Genomic DNA, 19,178 nt, shown 5'->3' with positions numbered 1-19,178 from the left:
TAAATCCACATTTATATTTATTTTATTCCTTGATATTATGCTTTTTAGCATACCATTCTATTTTATCACGTAGCTCTTGTGGGAAAGATTCTCTATATATGGCTGGGATTGTGGGGTTTAGTTTTTTATCTAGTTTGCCTGCTTCATAGAGTTCATCTAAATATTCTGGTATGTAGTAAGTAGGTGCATTAGGATAGCCTTGTGGGGGAGTTACTGCCAAGATTTTGGCTCGAAGAATAAAATCATTTTTTACCCATTCTTTGTTGTTTTCATTGGATACATCAGCATCTATAAATTCATCCAGTTTGCCTGTGCTAAATGGGATGATGTTATCTGTTCTATTCATAAACTCCTTTCTTGTTTGTTCTGTAGCTCTAGGATCTCTTGGATCTAGTAGTTTTCCTGCTTTGAGTTCATCACCCAGAATCAATAACACATCTCCACTATCCAGGTATCTACCATAATCCATTATCCAATCTACCCCCATTATCTCATCAATATAGGGATACATACCAAATCTATCTGGCTTTATCTTTTTGGCTAGACTCATCATTTGTGTTTTTCGCAATGGATTTTCATATGTGCCATAAAAAAATAGCCATCTGTATAATATCCTTTTTCCCAAATCTCACCTAATTGATGCACCAACACTCTTTTTTGATATGTTCTTGCTGTAAAGCCATCCACTCGTATTGCACTAAACCCCTTTATATCTCCTAGCATACCTGCTGCTATTTCCCACTCTGCCATTGCCAAAAATCCATCGCTTATATGAGCCATTCCCCTATTTGCCTCTACTATTTCATAGAGTTCTCTATACTCTTCATTAATAAGTTTTCCATTTTCATCTACACTAGCTATAGCATCTAATGGTATATCTATGACAGAGCTTCTTATCCCACTTCTAATTACTAAATATTTATATCTTTCTCTTTTTGTTTTTAGTGATTCATAATAGGCTTTTTCAGCTTTAGTCCAAGGAGCTATTTTACCTATAGGAGGTTGTGTAAGATAGAGATTGCGAAGTGCTTGATACTCTTTAAGATGATTTGGATTTGTTTTAAGGCTTGGATCAAAGTAGATAGGTTTGTAATTGGCATAGGGGGAAGATTTCATAATGATATTTGTTTGATGATATATATTTGTTACATATTGGCTTGTTTCTTCTGAAGTATCCATTTTTATTACCTTTTCAATTGGTAATTGTGTGGTCTCATCTTTTCTAAGTGTTGTTCTTTCTTTCTGTAAAATTACCTTACCATCGGAATCCAATGTTATATCTTTATTAAATGCATCTTTTGTTGTCATTGCTTTCTCCTTATTATTTGAATTCCCACAACCAACGACACTATATCCACCCAATATCCCTAATCCTAATACAGATATTGTATGTAAAAACTTTCGTCTATCTATCCTATCCATAATCCATCCTCCATTATTATTGTAGTAGCTAAGCGTCCTATGGATTTAGGGCGTTATTGCTATATTATTTGGTATTGCCATTTTAGCATTACTTTTAGATGATGTGTAGTTTATTGTTTGCACAAGATTTATAAAAGGCGTCATTGCATGGAGATAAAGAGTATATAGAATCTCCAAGGAGATTCACAAAGCTTATTGCGTAATCAGTAGAATCAAAGCCCCTTGTATAGCTAAAATATATTCTTTAGATTCTGTATATTCATATCGAGCCTCACGCAGTGCATCGTAATAGTCTTTATGATATGTGTTTTTTATGTTGTATTCCTGTATTTTGCGTAAAAATTGTGTTTTGTAGTATTGTAGCAACGAATCTAGCAAGTGCATTTAGCTTGTTTGATTGTTTTGTATTTTGGTGTTTATTGGGGATTCATATAAGTTTATGATACAATCTACACGAGATTTTCCTAAGAGGATAGAGGGTGCAATCACGAGAAAACAATGCTTACAAACTCATCAACAAGCACAAAAAGGCGTATTTTGATTATGAAATTTTGGAGACTTTGGAGGTGGGGATTGTGCTTTTTGGAAGCGAAGTGAAAGCAGCAAGGGCTTTGGCAGTTAATCTAAAGGATAGCTTTGTGCGGATTATGAAAGGTGAAGCATTTTTGTTTAATGCGCATTTTAGCGCACTCACACATACAAATACGCATTTTCGCCCAGATGAAAGGCGGACAAGAAAGCTTTTGTTGCATAGGCGTCAGATTGATAAATGGTTTGGCAAAGTTGCCACACAAAGCTTAGCAATCGTGCCACTTAGTATATATTTTAATCACAAAAACATCATTAAGCTTGAAATTGCATTGGCTAGAGGGAAAAAGCTTTATGATAAGCGTGAATCTCTCAAACAAAAAGAACTTAAAAAAGAGGCACAAAGTAGCCTAAAAAATGCCTTGAAAGGATTGTAAATGCGTGCAGTAGTTGATTATGGGGTGCTTGGATTTTTGTTGTTTTTAAGTATTATCGTGCTTGGTGTAGCCATAGAGCGATATTTGTTTTTTAGAACTATCAATGTGCGCGCCTTTGGCGATAAGAGAGTTTTAGAATTGGCGCTTCATAAGCGACTTACTCTCATCGCAACTATTGGATCAAATGCACCATACATTGGGCTTTTGGGGACGGTGTTTGGGATAATGGTAACGTTTGTAGAGATTGGTAGTAACTCACTTGTGGATACGCAAGCTATTATGTCTGGGCTTTCTTTGGCACTCAAAACAACGGCAGCGGGGCTTTTTGTAGCGATACCTTCAATTGTGTTTTATAATTTTTTGCTTCGCAAGGCAGAGGTGATTCTCACGCAATGGGATATTGCGCATAATCCTACGATACATACCCCAAGTAATTATGACATTTAGGATATGAGTATGAAAAAAATTGATTCTCTAAACCTTATCCCATTTATTGATATTATGCTTGTGTTACTTGTTATTGTGCTTACAAGTGCAAGTTTTGTGCAACAAAGTCGTATTGAAGTGGAGATTCCTAAGTTAGAAGAGGGTGTGCAATCTGGTGAAGACGCACAGACACAAGAAGAAATGATTGTTATCAATAAACAAGGGCAATATTTTGTGCATAATAAACAGCTAGATTCACAAGCACTCAAAGCGTGGCTAGAAAGAACGCCCAAGCAGACACAGATTGTCATAAAGGGCGATAGAGAAAGCGGATTGGAGCATTTTTTGGAAGTAAGTGCGCTTTTACAAATGCTTGGCTTTAGCAATGTGTATGTTGTTACGCAAAAACTTCCTCCAAACAAGGAGTGAGATTGCATAATAAACTAAGCGTGGAATGTGTATCGCTACAATGTAAGGAAATAGAATGCAAGAAGTGATTTTTGGTGTCAATATTGTCTTTAGTGTTTTTATGATTGCACTTTGTGTGTGGGATTATAAAAGCTATGTTGGGGGAATCCATAGGGATTTGAAATCGATTATTATGAGCACAGGGGTTTTGGGGACTTTTGTGGGAATCTTTGTGGGGCTTTGGGGTTTTGATACCACACATTTAGAAAATTCTGTGCCTTTGTTGCTTGATGGTTTAAAGACTGCGTTTTATACATCAATCTTGGGTATGGGATTGGCAATTATTTTGGCGATTTTGCAAAAACGCACACCATTAAAAAGCGATGAAGAGAGTAACCTAGAATATTTAGCCAAACAAGCACAGCATTTTACGCATTTGCATGCTTTGCCACAACTTTTGGAACATGTACAGACACTGCCTAGCACACAAGATATTCATAGCTTGTATGAGCGCAATAACGCCCTTATGCAGTCTCAATTTTCTCTTGTAAATCATACGCTCCAAGAGGCGGTTTCACAACTTGCCAAGGGTGCTTCACAAGAACTTATAGGGGCTTTAGAATCTGTGATTAAGGATTTTAATACAAATTTACAAGATCAATTTGGGGAGAATTTTAAGGAGCTAAATAGTGCGGTTGTGAAGCTTTTGCAATGGCAAGAAGAGTATAAGGATTTTGTGCAAGAAAGCAAGGCGCTTTTGATGAGCACACAACAATCGCTTGATAATGCCAAAGACGCACTTTCGCACACAGCTATGAATCTAGAAAAAATTACAGAGCAAAATACCCAAGTGCAGGAATTTTATGCAACTACATTGCGCCTTATGCAATCTTTTGAATCTACACAAAAAGATTTGGCGGCACATCTTGAAGCTATCGCGAGTTTGGAGGGGGATTCTAAGCAGTGCTTACAAAATCTTCAGACATTTTTTGTTACTGCCAATGAGGGTAGTCAAACAGCCAAACAATACCTTAGCATTCTTGTAGAAAACATAGCAGAATATAGCAAGGGACTTGGCGGCACTTTGCAAACGCATATCACACAAAGCGCAGAGTATCTAAAAGAAAGCATAGATTCACATACGCATACATTAGATTCTCAATTACAAATACATAGGGATTCGCTCACGCAACTAGCTCAAGATAATTTCTCAAATCTCAAAGCCTTTAGCAAGGATATCATCGCACATAGCACACAAAATATAGAATCTATCCTCAAAGAATGTATGCAAGTCTTGCAAGCAGAATTTGCCTCACTCACGCAATCTACACATACGCTTATACAAACTTTTGGGAATGAAGCCAAAGAGGGCTTAGAATCTCTTTTGGGGCAGGTTGAAAATTTTGCCCAAGAATCTAAAGCATTGCACACACAGAATCTAGAGGGCTTTAGGACGCTAAAAGATGAGATTAGCACACAGCACAAAACTATCATAGAGACATTTTCTACTCAACTTTTAGGTATGCAAGAACAACACCAAAAGGCATTGCACACTGCCTTGAATGCGGATTTGCAACGCTATCGTGAGGGCATAGATTCTCTGATGCAAGGGATTGATGGGGCTAAAAATCAAAGTCTTGAACTAAGCAAACATCTTGCTGAAAACTTACAAACACAATATCAACAAGCACATACTTATATCAAATCCCTTGCACTAGAATATCTCAAGGTGTTACAAAAACTTAGCAAAGAATCTGTGCGTATCCCAAAAGATACAAGCACGCAAATCCTTGCAGAGTTTGGAAGTTTCCAAAAGCAGATTATGGATTCTATGAGTAAAACCCAAGGCGATATTACCCAAAATGTCGCGCATTTGCATAGTTTGTATGAGAATCTAGGGCAACATATGCGTCGTGCATTGCAAGATAATGCCACACTCTCTGAAGATATGCAAGATTCACTACGCAACCTTGATAAAGCAATGAGTGCGAGCGTGGATAGTTTTTGGCAAAACTATGAATGGTTTTTAGAGCGTATCAAAGAACTTATTGGCACAAGGCGTTAGATTATGGATAGACACTCTTCACATAATCATTGGATTAGTATCTCTGATATGATGGCAGGGATTATGATGATTTTTTTGCTCATTATGATTTCTTTTATGTTGCTTTCGCAAAAAGATCAAGAAATGCTAAGCCAACAAAACAAAACACTTAGCGAAATGAATGATAAAATGCGCTCTATCGCCCAACATTATTCAAATCTACAGGCAGAACTTTATATAGATTTGCAAAAAGAATTTTCCAAAGATTTGGCGCGTTGGGACGCACAGATTGATACAGATAATACTATACGATTTAGAGAACCTGAAGTGCTTTTTGACACGGGCGATAGATATGTAAAACAAAGATTTAAGGATATTTTAGATGACTTTTTTCCTCGCTATGTGCGTATCCTTTCGCTTCCAAAATATCAAGCAAATATTGAAGAGATTCGCATAGAGGGGCATACTTCGAGTGGTTGGCAAAGCGCAACTACACTAGAAGATAGGTATCTTGGTAATGCAGAACTTTCACAAGCTAGGGCATTTGAGGTGTTAAAGTATTGCTTTAATCAAAAAAGCATAGATTCACAAAAGCCTTGGCTTATAGAGGTTTTGCGCGCAAATGGCTTAAGTTTTGCCAAGCCATTAGAAAACGACGATAAGTCTCGCAGGGTGGAATTTCGTGTCATAACAAAAGCCGATAAGAATCTCCAAGCAATTGTGGATTTAAGCAAAGAGCTTGGGATTAAATAACCTTTTTTTAAGTATTTTTTTGGAAGAATTCCAAGTTTTAAGTTAGCACAAAGGACACAATAATGAAAAGAACATACCAACCACACAACACCCCAAAGAAACGCACACATGGATTTCGCGTAAGAATGAAAACAAAAAATGGACGCCGAGTAATCAACGCAAGACGCGCTAAAGGTAGAAAACGACTTAGTGTGTAAATATTTATATGGGAGCATTGAAGGTAGATTCTCTAAAGAATAAGCGTGAGTTTGATTGTATCTTTAGAAATGGATCTCGCTTTGATACTCCATACTTTAGCCTTTATATTTTATTACCCAAGCAATTAACTCCCAAAATTTCCCAAAAAGCTTTTAGAATCTATCAAGATATACAATCTCGCAAGGCTGATGTATATTTAGGATTGAGTGTGTCAAAAAAGATTGGGTGCGCACCCAAACGTAATCTTTATAAGCGGAGAATGCGTGCATTGTGTCAAGATGAAAGCTTTAAGGGGCTTTGTCTTGTGTTTGTGCCAAAGATTGGGATTAAAGATCTTTCTTATGCGGATTTTGCCACGATGTGCCACAAAGCACTCAAATACACATACAAAAAATCTCAAAATATAGTAAGTAGAGCGTATGCGTAGCGTTTTTAGTGCATTGGTGCGTTTTGCTATCATCGCGTATCAAAAAAGCTTCTCAATCTTTTTGGGACGACAATGTAGATTCTATCCGACTTGCTCGCATTATGCATTGTGGCTTTTTGATTTTGATAGACCTTTTGTGGCGTTGTATAAATCGTGTGTGCGTGTTTTGTCTTGCAATCCACTTCATAAAGGCGGCATTGATTATCCTACAATGTCTTTAACACTAAGGTTATACTTTCCTACACAAAAGCAAAAAACTATCAAATATTGGCTCATACCCTATAAAAATCCTTTGTTTTTGGTTACAATTTCATACCCAAAACAAATACGATGTTTGTTTGTTATAATCAAATCTTTTTAAAGGCATTGCTATGTATTATCCAAACCCAAATCAACATAACAACGACAATACGCCATTAGGGCGTATTATGCTTGTGGTGGTGTTAAGTATCGCTTTTTTTGGCATATATATGTATCTTTTTCCACCCAAGCAATCAAACACAAAAGCTCCAGTAACCACGCAAAACACTCCAGTAGATTCTGTATCGCCTATAAGTGCAAGTCAAGCACCAGTTACCAAGGACGCATTACAACAAGTTAGCACCCATAATCTTGCAATCAAAGATTCTCTTATTGCCATTATTGAATCTGAAGATTTTGAGATAGAAATAGACGCGTTAGGGCGTATCCGACAAGTTTCGCTGAAGGACAAAAAATTTACACATGATGAACAAGAAAGCCTCTTTAGTATCGTGGGATCGTGGCTAGGTTTTGGTAGTAGCAAAAAAGAGCATATTGAGAAATTACCACTTTTTGGGGATTTGGAGCTAAAGCCTCTTGAAATGCGCTTTAGTGATGTGGGAATCAACAAAAAAGCTTACAATACACCATATGTGCTACAAAAAACCTCAAACCAAGGCAATCGCATTGCATTTGATGGAGAATCACAAAATATCGTGCTAACCCAAGATCTTGGCGATGTGCGTATCACAAAAACCTTAACTTTTTATCGCAACCTTTCATATGATGTGCGTATAGAGGTGAGTAATCCAAACCTTGAATATTTTATTAGCAATGGTATGCGACCTATGGGAGATAAAGATACATATGCCTTTAGGGGTGTGCTACTCAAAAAAGAAGATGGATCAATCCAAAAGATAGAAGATGGCGATGGTGAGCGCAAAGACTTTCCTAAGGCAAGTTTTGTTGCGAGTGTAGATAGGTATTATACGAGTTTGTTATTTACGCCTGATGTTGCCAAAGGATTGTATATTAGTCTAGATTCTGATGGGAGCAAAAATCCTATGCCATATGTGCGATCTAGCGGCGAGAGTGTATTGCAAGGATATATCGGACCAAAGGATTTTAAAATCTTAGAATCTATTAACCCAAACCTTACTGATGTGGTGGAATATGGTATGATCACATTTTTCGCACGTTGGGTATTTTGGCTTTTGGCATGGCTATATGATGTATGTGGGAATTGGGGTTGGTCAATCGTGCTTTTGACGCTTATTGTTCGTGTGATTTTATATCCGCTAAGCTATAAAGGTATGGTATCTATGCAAAAGCTTAAAGATTTAGCGCCAAAAATGAAAGAGATTCAAGAGCGTTATAAAGGCGATCCCCAAAAGCTACAAATGCATATGATGGAGCTTTATAAAAAGCACGGGGCAAATCCGCTTGGTGGTTGTCTGCCATTGCTTTTGCAGATTCCAGTATTTTTTGCCATTTATCGTGTGCTTTATAATGCCATTGAGCTTAAAAATTCGGCTTGGATTTTTTGGATTAATGACCTTTCGGCTATTGATCCATACTTTGTGCTTCCAGTGCTTATGGGCGTGAGCATGTATGTTTCCCAACGCCTTACCCCTTCAAATTTTACCGATCCTATGCAGGAAAAAATCTTTAAAATGTTGCCGTGGTTTTTTATGGTATTTTTTATCATTTTCCCATTCCCTGCGGGATTGGTGCTTTATTGGACAATAAACAATATTTTTTCAATCATTCAACAAATGTCCATTAATGCTATGCTAGAGCGCAAAAAACAGGCACAAATTGCACAACACCATGCACAAAATCACTTCAAAGAGCATAAGGGAGGTAAAAAATGAAAAAAATCGTAGCCAAAACACTCCAAGATGCCCTTTTAAAAGCTTCGGAGGAATTACATTGTTCGGTTGTGGATTTGGAGTATGAGATTGTCCAAAACCCTAGTAATGGGATTTTGGGTATAGGTCGCAAAGACGCGATTATTATTGTTGATGAAAAAAAGATACAGCATACCCCACGCCATACCTCACAAGAAAAATTTGAAAAACCCACCAAAAACACTTATACACAAGAAGAGAGCATTTGGGGCGAGGGCTTACAATCAAAGCCTACACGCATACAAAATCTAGGACATAGACGACAACATATGACACCACCAGCAGAGGATTTAGAATCTGCTTATGCGTTTGAATCGTATGCTGAAGTTTCCACAACTAGCGATAAAAATCACAAAAATCCTGCACACACATCATATTCTCAAGAAGTTTTTGATGAGATTAAAGCAGAGGTGATAGAGCTTTTTAGCTATCTACCTTTTGCTATAGATTCTATTAATGTCGAGCCGTATAAGGAAAATGTGGTTGCTATCACGCTTGATGGTCCTGATTGTGCGTTACTTATCGGAGAGAAGGGCTATCGTTACAAGGCAATCTCATATTTGTTGTTTAATTGGATTCACCCTAAATATGGCTATGGTGTGCGCTTAGAGATTGCAGAATTTTTGCGCAATCAAGAGCAAATGATTGATGCGTATTTAGATGGCATTATTCGCATTGTCCGCACTGAAGGCAGGGCGCAAACAAAAGTCCTAGATGGAGTGCTTGCCTATATTGCGCTTGGTAAATTGCGTGTGATTTTCCCTCATAAGTATATTTCTTTTCGCCTTAATGAGGAAGGGCAACGATATATCATTATCAACGATTTTAAACCTCTCTAATGCAGTTAGATTCTACAATTGTAGGCATTTCTACAGCCTCTGGAGTTGGGGCTATAGCTATCGTGCGCCTAAGTGGTGCGCGTGCGCTAGAGATTACACTCACACTTTCTAAACGCACTACTCTTATACCACGCCATGCAACACTTAGCTATGTGTATGATAATGCTTCTAATCCTATAGATCAAGCGATTTTATTATATTTTCAAGCACCAAAAAGCTATAGCGGTGAAGATATTTGTGAGATTCATTGTCATGGTGGTGCGGTGTGTGCAAGGCTTGTAGTAGAAAGGGCTTTGGAACTTGGTGCAGTGTGTGCGCGAAGTGGAGAATTTACCAAACGCGCTTTTTTAAATGGGCGTATTGATTTGGCACAAGCTCAAGCTATTGCAGGAATTATCAACGCACAAAGTGCTTCTGCGACACAGATTTTAGTGCGTCAGCTACAAGGCGAGGTGAGCGCATTTGTCCATAAAGTGCGTGATCAGCTTATCGAACTTCTTGCTTATAGTGAGGCAAATATCGATTATAGTGAAGATTTAGATGAAGACACAAGCTTAGCTATGCAACAAAAGCTAGAGGCACTCTCTCATACCTTGCAAGTTGTGTATCAAGATTCTATACACAGAGTGGGGCTTGTTGAGGGCTTTAGGCTTTGTATAGTTGGTAAACCAAATGTAGGCAAAAGTTCACTATTAAACGCACTTCTAGCCTTTGATCGTGCTATCATTTCGCCTATAGCTGGGACGACACGCGATACTATAGAAGAGAGTTTGTATATACATGGCACACTTGTGCGTTTAATCGACACAGCTGGGATACATCATAGCGATGATACAATTGAGCAAATCGGCATAGAGCGCAGCATTGCAGCTATGGAGCAAAGTAATATCATTATCGCGCTTTTTGATGCTTCTAGGGCGTTAGATTCAGAGGATTATGCGATATTAGAAATACTACAAACCCAAAAAGACGCGCAAGTGCTTATGGTGCTTAACAAATGCGATATGCCAAAAGCCCTTGATACACAATCTCAAGCCTTACTTACACAAACACTTCACGCCTTGCCACATCAAGCGAGTTCAGAAGTGATTGAAATCTCAAGTAAATGTGGCAAAGATGAGGCATTTACTCATCTAAACCCACATAAGATTCTTGATGCTATTGGGCATATGCTAGATAATGAGCAAAAACACGATGCGTTGGTGCTAAGCTCAAGTTATCAAATCACACAAATTACAGCTACAATCAATGCCCTAAACCAAGCAGCATTAAAGCTAGAAAGTGGGGAATTGGAGCTATTTTCTTTTCATATCAATGAATGTATCAAGGCAATTAGCGCTATTAGCCGACCATATGAATACACACAAATGCTTGATGCGATGTTTGGGGCATTTTGTCTAGGGAAATGACAGGCTTTTGCCACTCTATAGCGCAATCGCCAAAAGATCGCATTATCTTGGGTGGCAAAGAGATTTTTATCAAGCGCGATGATTTATTGGATTTTGGAATCACAGGCTTTAATGGCAATAAAGCGCGAAAATTTTTAGAGTTATTGTATTGTGATTTTGAGAGCATTGTAAGCTTTGGGGGCAATCAATCTAATGCTATGCAAACTTTGGGCGCACTTGCGTATGCACATAATAAAACATTATATTACATCACGCCCACGCCACCAAAATTTTTATATGATAATCCTATGGGAAATTATGCTTTTGGGCTTTCACATAATGTGCAATATGTGTTTGCACCATCTGGAAGTAGGGTAGAGCAACTTAAGACTCTTGCGCACAAAGTGTATGCACAAAACAATTCACACACTTGTTTGTTTATCCCGCAAGGTGGGAGTGAAGCATTGGCACAGAGGGGCATGTATGCCTTGGTGCAAGAATTAAGCAAGACATATGGCGATGAGATTCTTGTTTTTATGAGTGCTGGAAGTGGTGTAAGTGCGCGAAGTTTTTTACAAGCACAAAAAACATACAGCCACAATATGGATTTTGTTGCATTGTGTTGTGCTGGAGATATTAGCGGAGTTCCTCGTAGGTTGTGTGCAGATTTTGCTTTTGGGACATTACATAAGGAAATATGGGCTATGTATCACAATCTTATAGCACAGGGTATTGTGTTTGATTTGTTGTATGATTGTGTGGGATTTGTGCTTTTGGAGCATGCCTTAAATCAAGGATATTTTAGCGATGAGGACTTGGCAAAGACATGGGTATTTGTCCATAGCGGTGGGTTATTGGGCAATGCTAGTCAGATTCTGCGTTATGAGAGAAAATTTGGTGTTTCTTTTTAGCCACATATAATATTTTGGTATATAAATCTTATTTGTTTAAGAATATTTCAAGGTTTTAAAAATAAAATTCTTTTTGAAAATCATTATTATAATGGTTTTTAAAACTAACCTTACATAAGGAGGGATTATGTATTATAGGTATGTAACTAGTGCATTTTTAGCAAGTATAGTATTTATAAATTTTGGTTTAGCTAATGAGGAAGGCGATCAAGAAATGCATGATAGAGTGCAACTGCGTTCAGTAACAACAGCAACAGGATTTAAACAAAAGATTAAAGATGCTCCTGCTTCAATTAGTGTCGTGCCAAAAGAAGAGATTCTCACGCGTCCTATTCGAGATTTGGGTGATGCAGTGCAAAATGTCCCTGGTGTCGATGCGAGTGCAACTAAAACCGGCGATACAAGTATTTCTATGCGTGGATTAGGTTCGGATTATGTATTGATTCTTATAGATGGTAAGCGACAAAATGTAAATTCTGGATTCCATAGTAATGGATTTCAGGGTTTTATGAGTGCTATGATACCACCTGCTTCGATGATAGAGCGTATCGAGGTTTTGCGTGGTCCTGCTTCTGTGGTATGGGGTAGTGATGCGATGGGTGGTGTAATAAATATCATTACCAAGAAAAATCCCAATAAGCTTACAGCAAATATCATGCTAGAGACTAGAATCCAAGAGCATAATACAAACTGGCAAAGCAATGCCCAAGATAGAAAATATGGTAGCTTTGGGAATATGTGGGGGATTAATGGGTATCTTGCCACACCTATTGTCAAAGACAAGCTTTCATTAAGTGTGCGAGGGAAATATCAAGATTCTGGAGCGAATCTATTTTTTATTCCAAGTAGCATAACGCTCACTCCAAATGGCAATGGAGTGATAAATCCATATACCACACACTCTCCCACAGGCTATAGCACTTGGACACTTGGATCGAGGCTCAATTATTCACCAAGTGCTAAAAATAATTTCTACCTTGATGGAGAGTTTATCAATCGTGTAAGTGGTAGTTTAAATACCTCTGGTAATCGTATAACTTCTATTAGCACCAACACCAAAACAAATGTTATTGTAAATCACGATGGGGATTATGACTGGGGTAAAACTACTACATATCTTCAATATATGAATACTAGGAGGATTCCACACGCGAGTGATGTAGTTGTAGGGGCAGATTCTGGAATCTTAAATTGGAGTAGTATGCGAGAGAATCAAAATTATGTCTTTGATTCAAAATTTCATAAAAAAATATCTTTTGATACAGCTGGGCTACTTGCGATAAATGGTGGTGTGTATTATATGTATGAAACATACAAAAACTATTCAGATGCTAGAGGATTACTCACCCAACATCAAGCCGCAGCTTATGCAGAGGGTGAATATACCTTTAATGAATATGTTTCTACAAGTCTTGGGTTGCGCTATAACTATTCTAATATCTATTCTGCCACGCCAAACCCACGCTTTTATGTGAATGTCAATCCGACTTCTTGGTGGACTATCAAAGCAGGTATTGCCAATGGTATGAAAATCCCAAGTATTACGCAACTTGGTAATGGGTTTTTATATAGTGATACGACGACAGCGTATTATGGCAATCCTAATTTACAAGCTGAAAAAAGCTGGAATTATGAGCTAAGCACGATTTTTGATGTCAATCCCGGATTTTTTACATTGACTGCGTTTTATACGGACTTTAGAGATAAAGTTTATGCACAAGAATTTGGAAACTCTGGCACCGGTGCAATAAATGGCGATGTATTACCTAATGGTGAGCGATGCACCACTGGATCAACTTGTGTATGGTATACAAATGTAGATAAGGCACTCACAAGAGGGCTTGAAGCAAGTTTTGAGATGAATCCAATCTATGGCATAGGTTTTAACATTAACTATACATTTGCTGATAGTAAGCAACTATCTGGAGCACAGATGGGCTTACCGGTTAATTACCTCTCGAAACATACGCTTAATACAAAGCTTTCTTATAAGCCTAATAGCTTTTTTGATACCTATGTGCGTGTGCAAGGTAAATTTATGACTCCTATTAGTCAAACAAGCAATAGCGGTCAGGCACCAGCAGCACGGGCATTGTATGGGACATATTATAAAGATTATGCGATTGTGGATTTAGGTTTTAATTTTCATTTGCAAAAAGAGCTTACACTTAGCGCTGTGGTAAATAACCTCTTTGATGTAAATTTTGCCGATGTTACTGCGGTTGGTAATAATTACTCAAATATGTATGGTGTATATTTGCCAGGTAGAAACTATTGGATAAGCCTACGCTATGGATTTTAGGTCATCACTAAAATCTTAGAATCTTTAAGGAGCAAGTATAAATACTATCAATAAGCCTATATCTTGGAATACTCAAGATTTTGAGCAAGGAAAGGTGAAAATTACGCCACTAGCGCAAAATGCCTTTGCAAAAGAAATTCAGATTCTTATGGCAAAAGATAGCGTGATGAAAGAGCATAAAGCACCATTTCCTATTAGCGTGCAGGTGTTAAAGGGAAAAATTTGGTTTGAGGTAGAGGGGGAGCGCTTCGTATTAGAGGCGCTTGATATGATTGCGTTGCAAGCAAATGTCCCACACTCGCTAGGAGGCTTAGAAGATAGTATCGTGCGCCTTAGTCTCGCACAAAGTGATAGTGTTGTGCGAGTAAAAACCCTGCTTACATAAAAGTATGCAGTAAAAATTTGCTAAGTGCTAGATTCTAAAAGCCACCATATATTTAAGAATTCTTGTTTTATAATATAATAAAAAGCATTGTATGCTTATGAACATATGGAGGTTTTTACATGGAGATTGTTAGCATATCCGAAAACCCAACTCTTGCAAAGAGTAAAAAAATGATGTTTGGGGGGTTTCTTGGGTATATTATTTTAAGTTTGTTTTCGATTATATTTCCGTTTATAAGTATCGTTACTGCTTTGGCTGGACTTGTGTGTATCGTGGTTGTTTTTATAGGGCTTTATCATTTTAGCAAGATTGCCAATACATTTATATTTCGGTATGGTATATATGTGATTTTATCAAATATTGGCTACCAATTTTTTGCACCTTTTATGCTTGGGTTTTTGGGGATTGGTGATATAATGTTCTCAAACACTCAAGCTTATGTGATTTTGGGTATTGTAGTGTTGTTGGGTGTTGCGACTTTAATCTTAAGTATGTATTTGCAATATAAGATGAGCATAGAGATGAGCTTTTTAACAGGTATTAAAGCATTTATTACCGGCTATAAGCTTTGTGTGATTTATGTTGTAGGATTTATATTATTATGTGTAGCATTTATTTTTATGTTTGTGGATTTTTTGAATAGTAGTCCGCTTTTGGTAAGTGCCTCAATGTTTAGTGGTAGCGAGTATTTGTTTGTTAAATTTATGGAAGCATATAGTTCTGCATCTACGATTATGATTGGTATTTTGTTGTTGTTGTTTTGTGTTGGTATCGTGAGCTTGGGATTTTTGATGCTAGGACTTTTTAGAATTGAGTATACCAAAGTGCGAGAGAGGATTAAGTAGGGTTACCCAAAAGGGGGTTTAGATTCACGCTTTTAATAGTGTGCGCTCTCCCTGTGGGTTTTGGAGTTGTGCGCTAATATTTTCTAAATAAAAGACTGCAAAACTCGGATTTGTAACTTCCTTGTATATCTCTTTCACAATAGGGTATTTGGCAAACATCGCTTCTTTGACATCAAGATGTTGTGCTATCCTTGCTTCTCCTCGCAAACGCAAAAAACTTCCATCTTGATTACAAGCGCAATACTCTATACCCGAATGATTTTGGATATGTTTGTAAAAATTTTTTGTTGTAGCAGTGGCAAAGTAGATTCTATTATTGTGGCAGATGATACTTTGCACGGGGCGCACTCGTGGATTACCACAAGTTCCCTTAGTGCTTAAAAAACCTAATCCACAATCATCGATAAATGCTACGATATCTTGTAAATTTTGCATTTATTTTACCGCTGCCAAAGCTGCATCATAATTTGGTTCATTAGTTACTTCACTAACGATTTCTTTATATACGATTTTACCATTTGGATCAACTACAAATACCGCGCGTGTTAGAAGCCCTTCAAGTGGTGATCCTGCCAAAACTACTCCATATGCTTCACCAAATGCCTTTGTTCTAAAGTCGCTTAATGCACTAACTTTGTCGATACCTTCTGTGCTACAGAATCTTCCTTGTGCAAAAGGTAAGTCTAGCGAAATGACAAATACTTCAGCATTTGATAAGCTTGCTGCTTTTTGGTTAAATGTGCGTGTTTGTGTAGCGCATACACCTGTATCAAGTGAAGGCACGACATTGATAATTTGGAATTTACCACTTGCACCACCCACGCTTTTGACACTCAAATCTCCAGCGACAAGATCAACTTTTGGTGCGTTATCCCCTACATTAAGAGTTTTGCCATTTAAACTTACTGCATTTCCTTTAAATGTTACTGACATTGGATTCTCCTTAGTAAATAAAAGTATTGAGATTGTATCTTTTGATAAAACTTGCTACAATCTCGGATGAGATTTTAGCACAAGGTTAGTAATTGAAGAATAAATCATATTTGCTTGATACCTCTGTGATTTTAGATGATATCCAAAACATTGTCTATCTTTATCAAAATGGAGCAAACACTCTTTTTCTTTCTGATACAATCATTGATGAACTTGATAAAAAAAAGGACTTGATGAATGAAATGGGGTATTTTGTGCGAGAGTTTTTTAGGAATCTACAGACACCAGAAGATTCTAAATCTACAATAGCGCCGCTAAAAAATGATTATATCCGAGAGATATATTTTTCGTATGATACGCACTTGATACCTATCACATTGATTTATCGCCCACATTATGATATACCACATCAAGAGCATAGCTTTAATGATACAAAAATCATAGCCATTGCCAAAGATTATAATTTAATCCTTTTGACTAATGATATTTCGCTAAAAATCCGCGCCCTCACGCAAAATTTACATGCCCAATCACTTTTTAGGGATCGTGTTGAGAATCCTCAAGATATAGATTTTTGGCATACCTTTGAGATTCACAAAGATGAGAGTCTAAGCACTTTTGAATCAAGCAAAGAATTTCAAGTCTTAAAAAATTGGAGTTTATTAGAGCTTATAGAATTAGATAATACAGATTCTGCACTCTATCGCACTGGCAAAAAACATTTTGGTTTAAAAGTCGATGGCAAGTGTGAAATTACTGATTTTGATGAGATTATCACAGAGCATAAACCTTATATCATTCCTACAAACTTAGAGCAAAAAATGCTTTATGCTATGCTTTTACATCCAAAAAATCTTATTAGCATTGTGACAGGTGCTACTGGTAGCGGAAAGACACTTATTGCGCTACAAGCGGGATTAAGTTTGCTTAAAAGTGGTAGCGTAGAGGGGATTGTGTATTTGCGTAATACCGTAACTGCTAGCGACAAAGAAGCAGAATTAGGATTCCGTAAGGGTGATGAAAGCCAAAAGCTTGGATATTTTATGTATCCACTCTATAGTGCTATAAATTGTATGATTGATAAGCTTCAACAAGGTTCTTTAGCTAAACGCATAGAATATCGTGGTGAGGTTAAAACGATAGAAAAAATGGAGGCAACAGAATATTTTTTACAAAAACATAAGATTGAAGTTTTAGACATTGCACACGCGCGAGGTATTACAATTGCAAATAAATTTGTAATCTTTGATGAAGTCCAAAACGCCTCAAATGCAACAATAAAGCTTATTGGGACAAGAATAGGCGATGGGAGTAAGATTGTCTTTTTGGGAGATTGGGCGCAAATTGATCACCCTTATCTTAGTAAATTTCGCAATGGTGCATTAAGTCTCCTCCAAAAAGCCACTAGCGATACTATGATAGCCGCCATACAGCTACGACAAACTATTAGGAGTGATATAGCCAAGTGGTTTGGGAGCTTTGAATAGCACTAGCCAATCATTTTGGTCCTATGTGCTAATATCCCAGTGATATTTAGCGCAACTGCCACACATAGCACTATAATAATCCCATATGTATAGCTTTCAAAATGATCGTGCAAAAGTCCTATAGCAAAAGGACCACTTGCCGCTATGAGATAGCCAAACCCTTGCACCATAGCAGAAAGTTTTGTAGCAACCATAACCGAACTACTTTTTTGAGAAATAAATAATAAAGCCAAACCAAATACGCCACCCATAGGAGCGCCTATGCAAACAATTGCTACATATATTGTCCATTGACTTTCGCCAAGTAATACGCACAAATACCCAATCACATATAGGCTACACAAAAATGCCATATATAAGCTTTTGTGTTTTTCGCGTAATACACCTAACAACAAAGGACCAAAGAATGCTACAGGCACACACACAAATTGTGAATACAAAAGCACTTTAGTGCCATATTCAAGCCCATAGCCTTTTTGTGCAATAATTGCAGGAAGCCACGCAAATGTGCTATATGCTAAGAATCCCTGTAAGCCCATAAAGATTGTAATTTTCCACGCACCTATTTCACGCATAAGACTTTTTGTGTGTTTGTGTCGTATCTTTACTCTTGAAATACGATTGTTGCGTATTTCTGGAAAATATAGCATAAGAGCAAGGATACTAAAAATAAGCCAAAATGCCAAAGTATGTGGCACACCGATACTATATGTTAAAGGTAAAGCAAGCCATATGCCCATAACCGAAGAGAGATTTAGCACAAAAGAATAAAGCGCCATCATTGCTGTTGTATGTTTTGGAAATTTTTTCTTAACAAAGCTAGGCAAAAGGACATTAGCTACTGCAACACCAGCACCGATAAACGCTGTGCCCACAAATAATCCAGTTATGCCACCATAGCTACGCCCAATCTCGCCCAATACAACAGCACAAAGCGCACTAAAGAGAATCTTTATATCCGAAAAATACGATACGATAAACGAAACACTTCCAAAGGCAATGATAGGAATCGCACTTAAAAATCCAAACATAGCCGATGAGATACCATAATGTTCCCTAATGCTTTCTATCATAGGTCCTAATACATTAATTGGAGCACGAAGATTGAGTGAGATAGTTATAAGTATCGCGCAATTTAGCCAAAAATACCATTTTTTAGACATTATGACCTCCTTCATTATACGCCCTAATAATCGCTGGGAGTGTAACACAATTTTCTTACTTTTTGGGCATTAATCCATAAAAATATAGCGTTTCTAGCGTGTAGTTTTTTCTCATGATTATGGATATGGCTT

The 19,178-nt window shown here is 37.4% G+C and carries 22 protein-coding genes; 16 read left to right on the top strand and 6 right to left on the bottom strand.

Annotated elements, in window-relative coordinates; all coding sequences use genetic code 11:
• Window positions 1-22: 22 nt before the first annotated feature.
• The 3 genes from B9T66_RS09165 to B9T66_RS08765 form a co-directional block, all read right to left on the bottom strand.
• The gene (locus B9T66_RS09165) at window positions 23-568 is read right to left on the bottom strand and encodes a hypothetical protein (protein ID WP_257874621.1); all 546 of its coding nucleotides are present in this window, start codon (window positions 566-568) and stop codon (window positions 23-25) included.
• Window positions 550-1,422 (bottom strand): hypothetical protein, encoded by an 873-nt coding sequence (locus B9T66_RS09160; protein ID WP_257874620.1) that lies wholly within the window; start codon window positions 1,420-1,422, stop codon window positions 550-552. Before B9T66_RS09160 ends, B9T66_RS09165 begins: the two co-directional genes overlap by 19 nt.
• Window positions 1,423-1,614: 192 nt before the next feature.
• Complete coding sequence (locus tag B9T66_RS08765) at window positions 1,615-1,806, bottom strand: hypothetical protein (protein WP_143429103.1); 192 nt, start codon at window positions 1,804-1,806, stop codon at window positions 1,615-1,617.
• A gap of 95 nt (window positions 1,807-1,901) precedes the next feature.
• Between B9T66_RS08765 and smpB the strand changes: the two genes are divergently transcribed.
• From smpB to B9T66_RS05400, 15 genes are all read left to right on the top strand, one after another.
• On the top strand, window positions 1,902-2,387 hold the full coding sequence (gene smpB, locus B9T66_RS05470; protein WP_095627985.1) for an SsrA-binding protein SmpB: 486 nt from the start codon (window positions 1,902-1,904) through the stop codon (window positions 2,385-2,387).
• Window positions 2,388-2,834, top strand: coding sequence for a TonB-system energizer ExbB (gene exbB / locus B9T66_RS05465; RefSeq protein ID WP_095627984.1), 447 nt, complete (start codon window positions 2,388-2,390; stop codon window positions 2,832-2,834).
• 9 nt (window positions 2,835-2,843) lie between these two features.
• Window positions 2,844-3,242, top strand: a complete 399-nt coding sequence (locus B9T66_RS05460; RefSeq protein ID WP_095627983.1) for an ExbD/TolR family protein — start codon at window positions 2,844-2,846, stop codon at window positions 3,240-3,242.
• A gap of 55 nt (window positions 3,243-3,297) precedes the next feature.
• Window positions 3,298-5,286 (top strand): hypothetical protein, encoded by a 1,989-nt coding sequence (locus B9T66_RS05455; RefSeq protein WP_095627982.1) that lies wholly within the window; start codon window positions 3,298-3,300, stop codon window positions 5,284-5,286.
• 3 nt (window positions 5,287-5,289) lie between these two features.
• Window positions 5,290-6,018, top strand: a complete 729-nt coding sequence (locus B9T66_RS05450; RefSeq protein WP_095627981.1) for an OmpA family protein — start codon at window positions 5,290-5,292, stop codon at window positions 6,016-6,018.
• Between the two features lie 62 nt (window positions 6,019-6,080).
• Entirely contained in the window at window positions 6,081-6,215 is a 135-nt protein-coding gene (gene rpmH, locus B9T66_RS05445; protein WP_023946862.1) for a 50S ribosomal protein L34, read from the top strand.
• Window positions 6,216-6,223: 8 nt separating this feature from the next.
• Window positions 6,224-6,643: a ribonuclease P protein component gene (rnpA, locus tag B9T66_RS05440; protein ID WP_095627980.1), complete on the top strand. Its 420-nt coding sequence runs from the start codon at window positions 6,224-6,226 to the stop codon at window positions 6,641-6,643.
• Entirely contained in the window at window positions 6,636-7,004 is a 369-nt protein-coding gene (yidD, locus tag B9T66_RS05435; RefSeq protein WP_095627979.1) for a membrane protein insertion efficiency factor YidD, read from the top strand. Before rnpA ends, yidD begins: the two co-directional genes overlap by 8 nt.
• Before the next feature lie 10 nt (window positions 7,005-7,014).
• Window positions 7,015-8,757 (top strand): membrane protein insertase YidC, encoded by a 1,743-nt coding sequence (yidC, locus tag B9T66_RS05430; protein WP_095627978.1) that lies wholly within the window; start codon window positions 7,015-7,017, stop codon window positions 8,755-8,757.
• Window positions 8,754-9,632, top strand: coding sequence for a Jag N-terminal domain-containing protein (locus B9T66_RS05425; RefSeq protein WP_095627977.1), 879 nt, complete (start codon window positions 8,754-8,756; stop codon window positions 9,630-9,632). Before yidC ends, B9T66_RS05425 begins: the two co-directional genes overlap by 4 nt.
• Window positions 9,632-11,041 (top strand): tRNA uridine-5-carboxymethylaminomethyl(34) synthesis GTPase MnmE, encoded by a 1,410-nt coding sequence (mnmE, locus tag B9T66_RS05420; protein WP_095627976.1) that lies wholly within the window; start codon window positions 9,632-9,634, stop codon window positions 11,039-11,041. Before B9T66_RS05425 ends, mnmE begins: the two co-directional genes overlap by 1 nt.
• Window positions 11,038-11,931 (top strand): hypothetical protein, encoded by an 894-nt coding sequence (locus B9T66_RS05415; RefSeq protein WP_095627975.1) that lies wholly within the window; start codon window positions 11,038-11,040, stop codon window positions 11,929-11,931. Before mnmE ends, B9T66_RS05415 begins: the two co-directional genes overlap by 4 nt.
• A gap of 127 nt (window positions 11,932-12,058) precedes the next feature.
• A complete protein-coding gene (locus B9T66_RS05410) occupies window positions 12,059-14,233 on the top strand; it encodes a TonB-dependent receptor domain-containing protein (protein ID WP_095627974.1) in 2,175 nt (724 codons plus the stop codon).
• 46 nt (window positions 14,234-14,279) lie between these two features.
• On the top strand, window positions 14,280-14,618 hold the full coding sequence (locus B9T66_RS05405) for a cupin domain-containing protein (protein ID WP_374220127.1): 339 nt from the start codon (window positions 14,280-14,282) through the stop codon (window positions 14,616-14,618).
• 119 nt (window positions 14,619-14,737) lie between these two features.
• On the top strand, window positions 14,738-15,463 hold the full coding sequence (locus B9T66_RS05400) for a hypothetical protein (protein ID WP_095627972.1): 726 nt from the start codon (window positions 14,738-14,740) through the stop codon (window positions 15,461-15,463).
• Between the two features lie 24 nt (window positions 15,464-15,487).
• Here B9T66_RS05400 and B9T66_RS05395 read toward each other — a convergent pair whose 3' ends face one another.
• Both B9T66_RS05395 and tpx read right to left on the bottom strand, forming a co-directional pair.
• Window positions 15,488-15,898 (bottom strand): pyridoxamine 5'-phosphate oxidase family protein, encoded by a 411-nt coding sequence (locus tag B9T66_RS05395; protein ID WP_095627971.1) that lies wholly within the window; start codon window positions 15,896-15,898, stop codon window positions 15,488-15,490.
• Window positions 15,899-16,396 carry a thiol peroxidase gene (tpx, locus tag B9T66_RS05390; protein WP_095627970.1) on the bottom strand — a complete coding sequence of 166 codons (498 nt, stop codon included), beginning with the start codon at window positions 16,394-16,396 and terminating at the stop codon, window positions 15,899-15,901.
• A 92-nt stretch (window positions 16,397-16,488) separates the two neighbouring features.
• On the opposite strand from tpx, the gene B9T66_RS05385 reads away from it, so the two are divergent.
• Window positions 16,489-17,883, top strand: coding sequence for a PhoH family protein (locus B9T66_RS05385; RefSeq protein WP_095627969.1), 1,395 nt, complete (start codon window positions 16,489-16,491; stop codon window positions 17,881-17,883).
• 2 nt (window positions 17,884-17,885) lie between these two features.
• On the opposite strand, the gene B9T66_RS05380 is transcribed toward B9T66_RS05385, so the two are convergent.
• Window positions 17,886-19,046 (bottom strand): MFS transporter, encoded by a 1,161-nt coding sequence (locus B9T66_RS05380; protein ID WP_180763343.1) that lies wholly within the window; start codon window positions 19,044-19,046, stop codon window positions 17,886-17,888.
• Between the last annotated feature and the right edge of the window lie 132 nt (window positions 19,047-19,178).

The organism is Helicobacter sp. TUL (genome assembly GCF_002287135.1).
In the GTDB taxonomy this organism is placed as follows: domain Bacteria; phylum Campylobacterota; class Campylobacteria; order Campylobacterales; family Helicobacteraceae; genus Helicobacter_F.
Note: the sequence above shows the minus strand (reverse complement) of the source record. Positions and strands in the feature narration are given on the sequence as shown.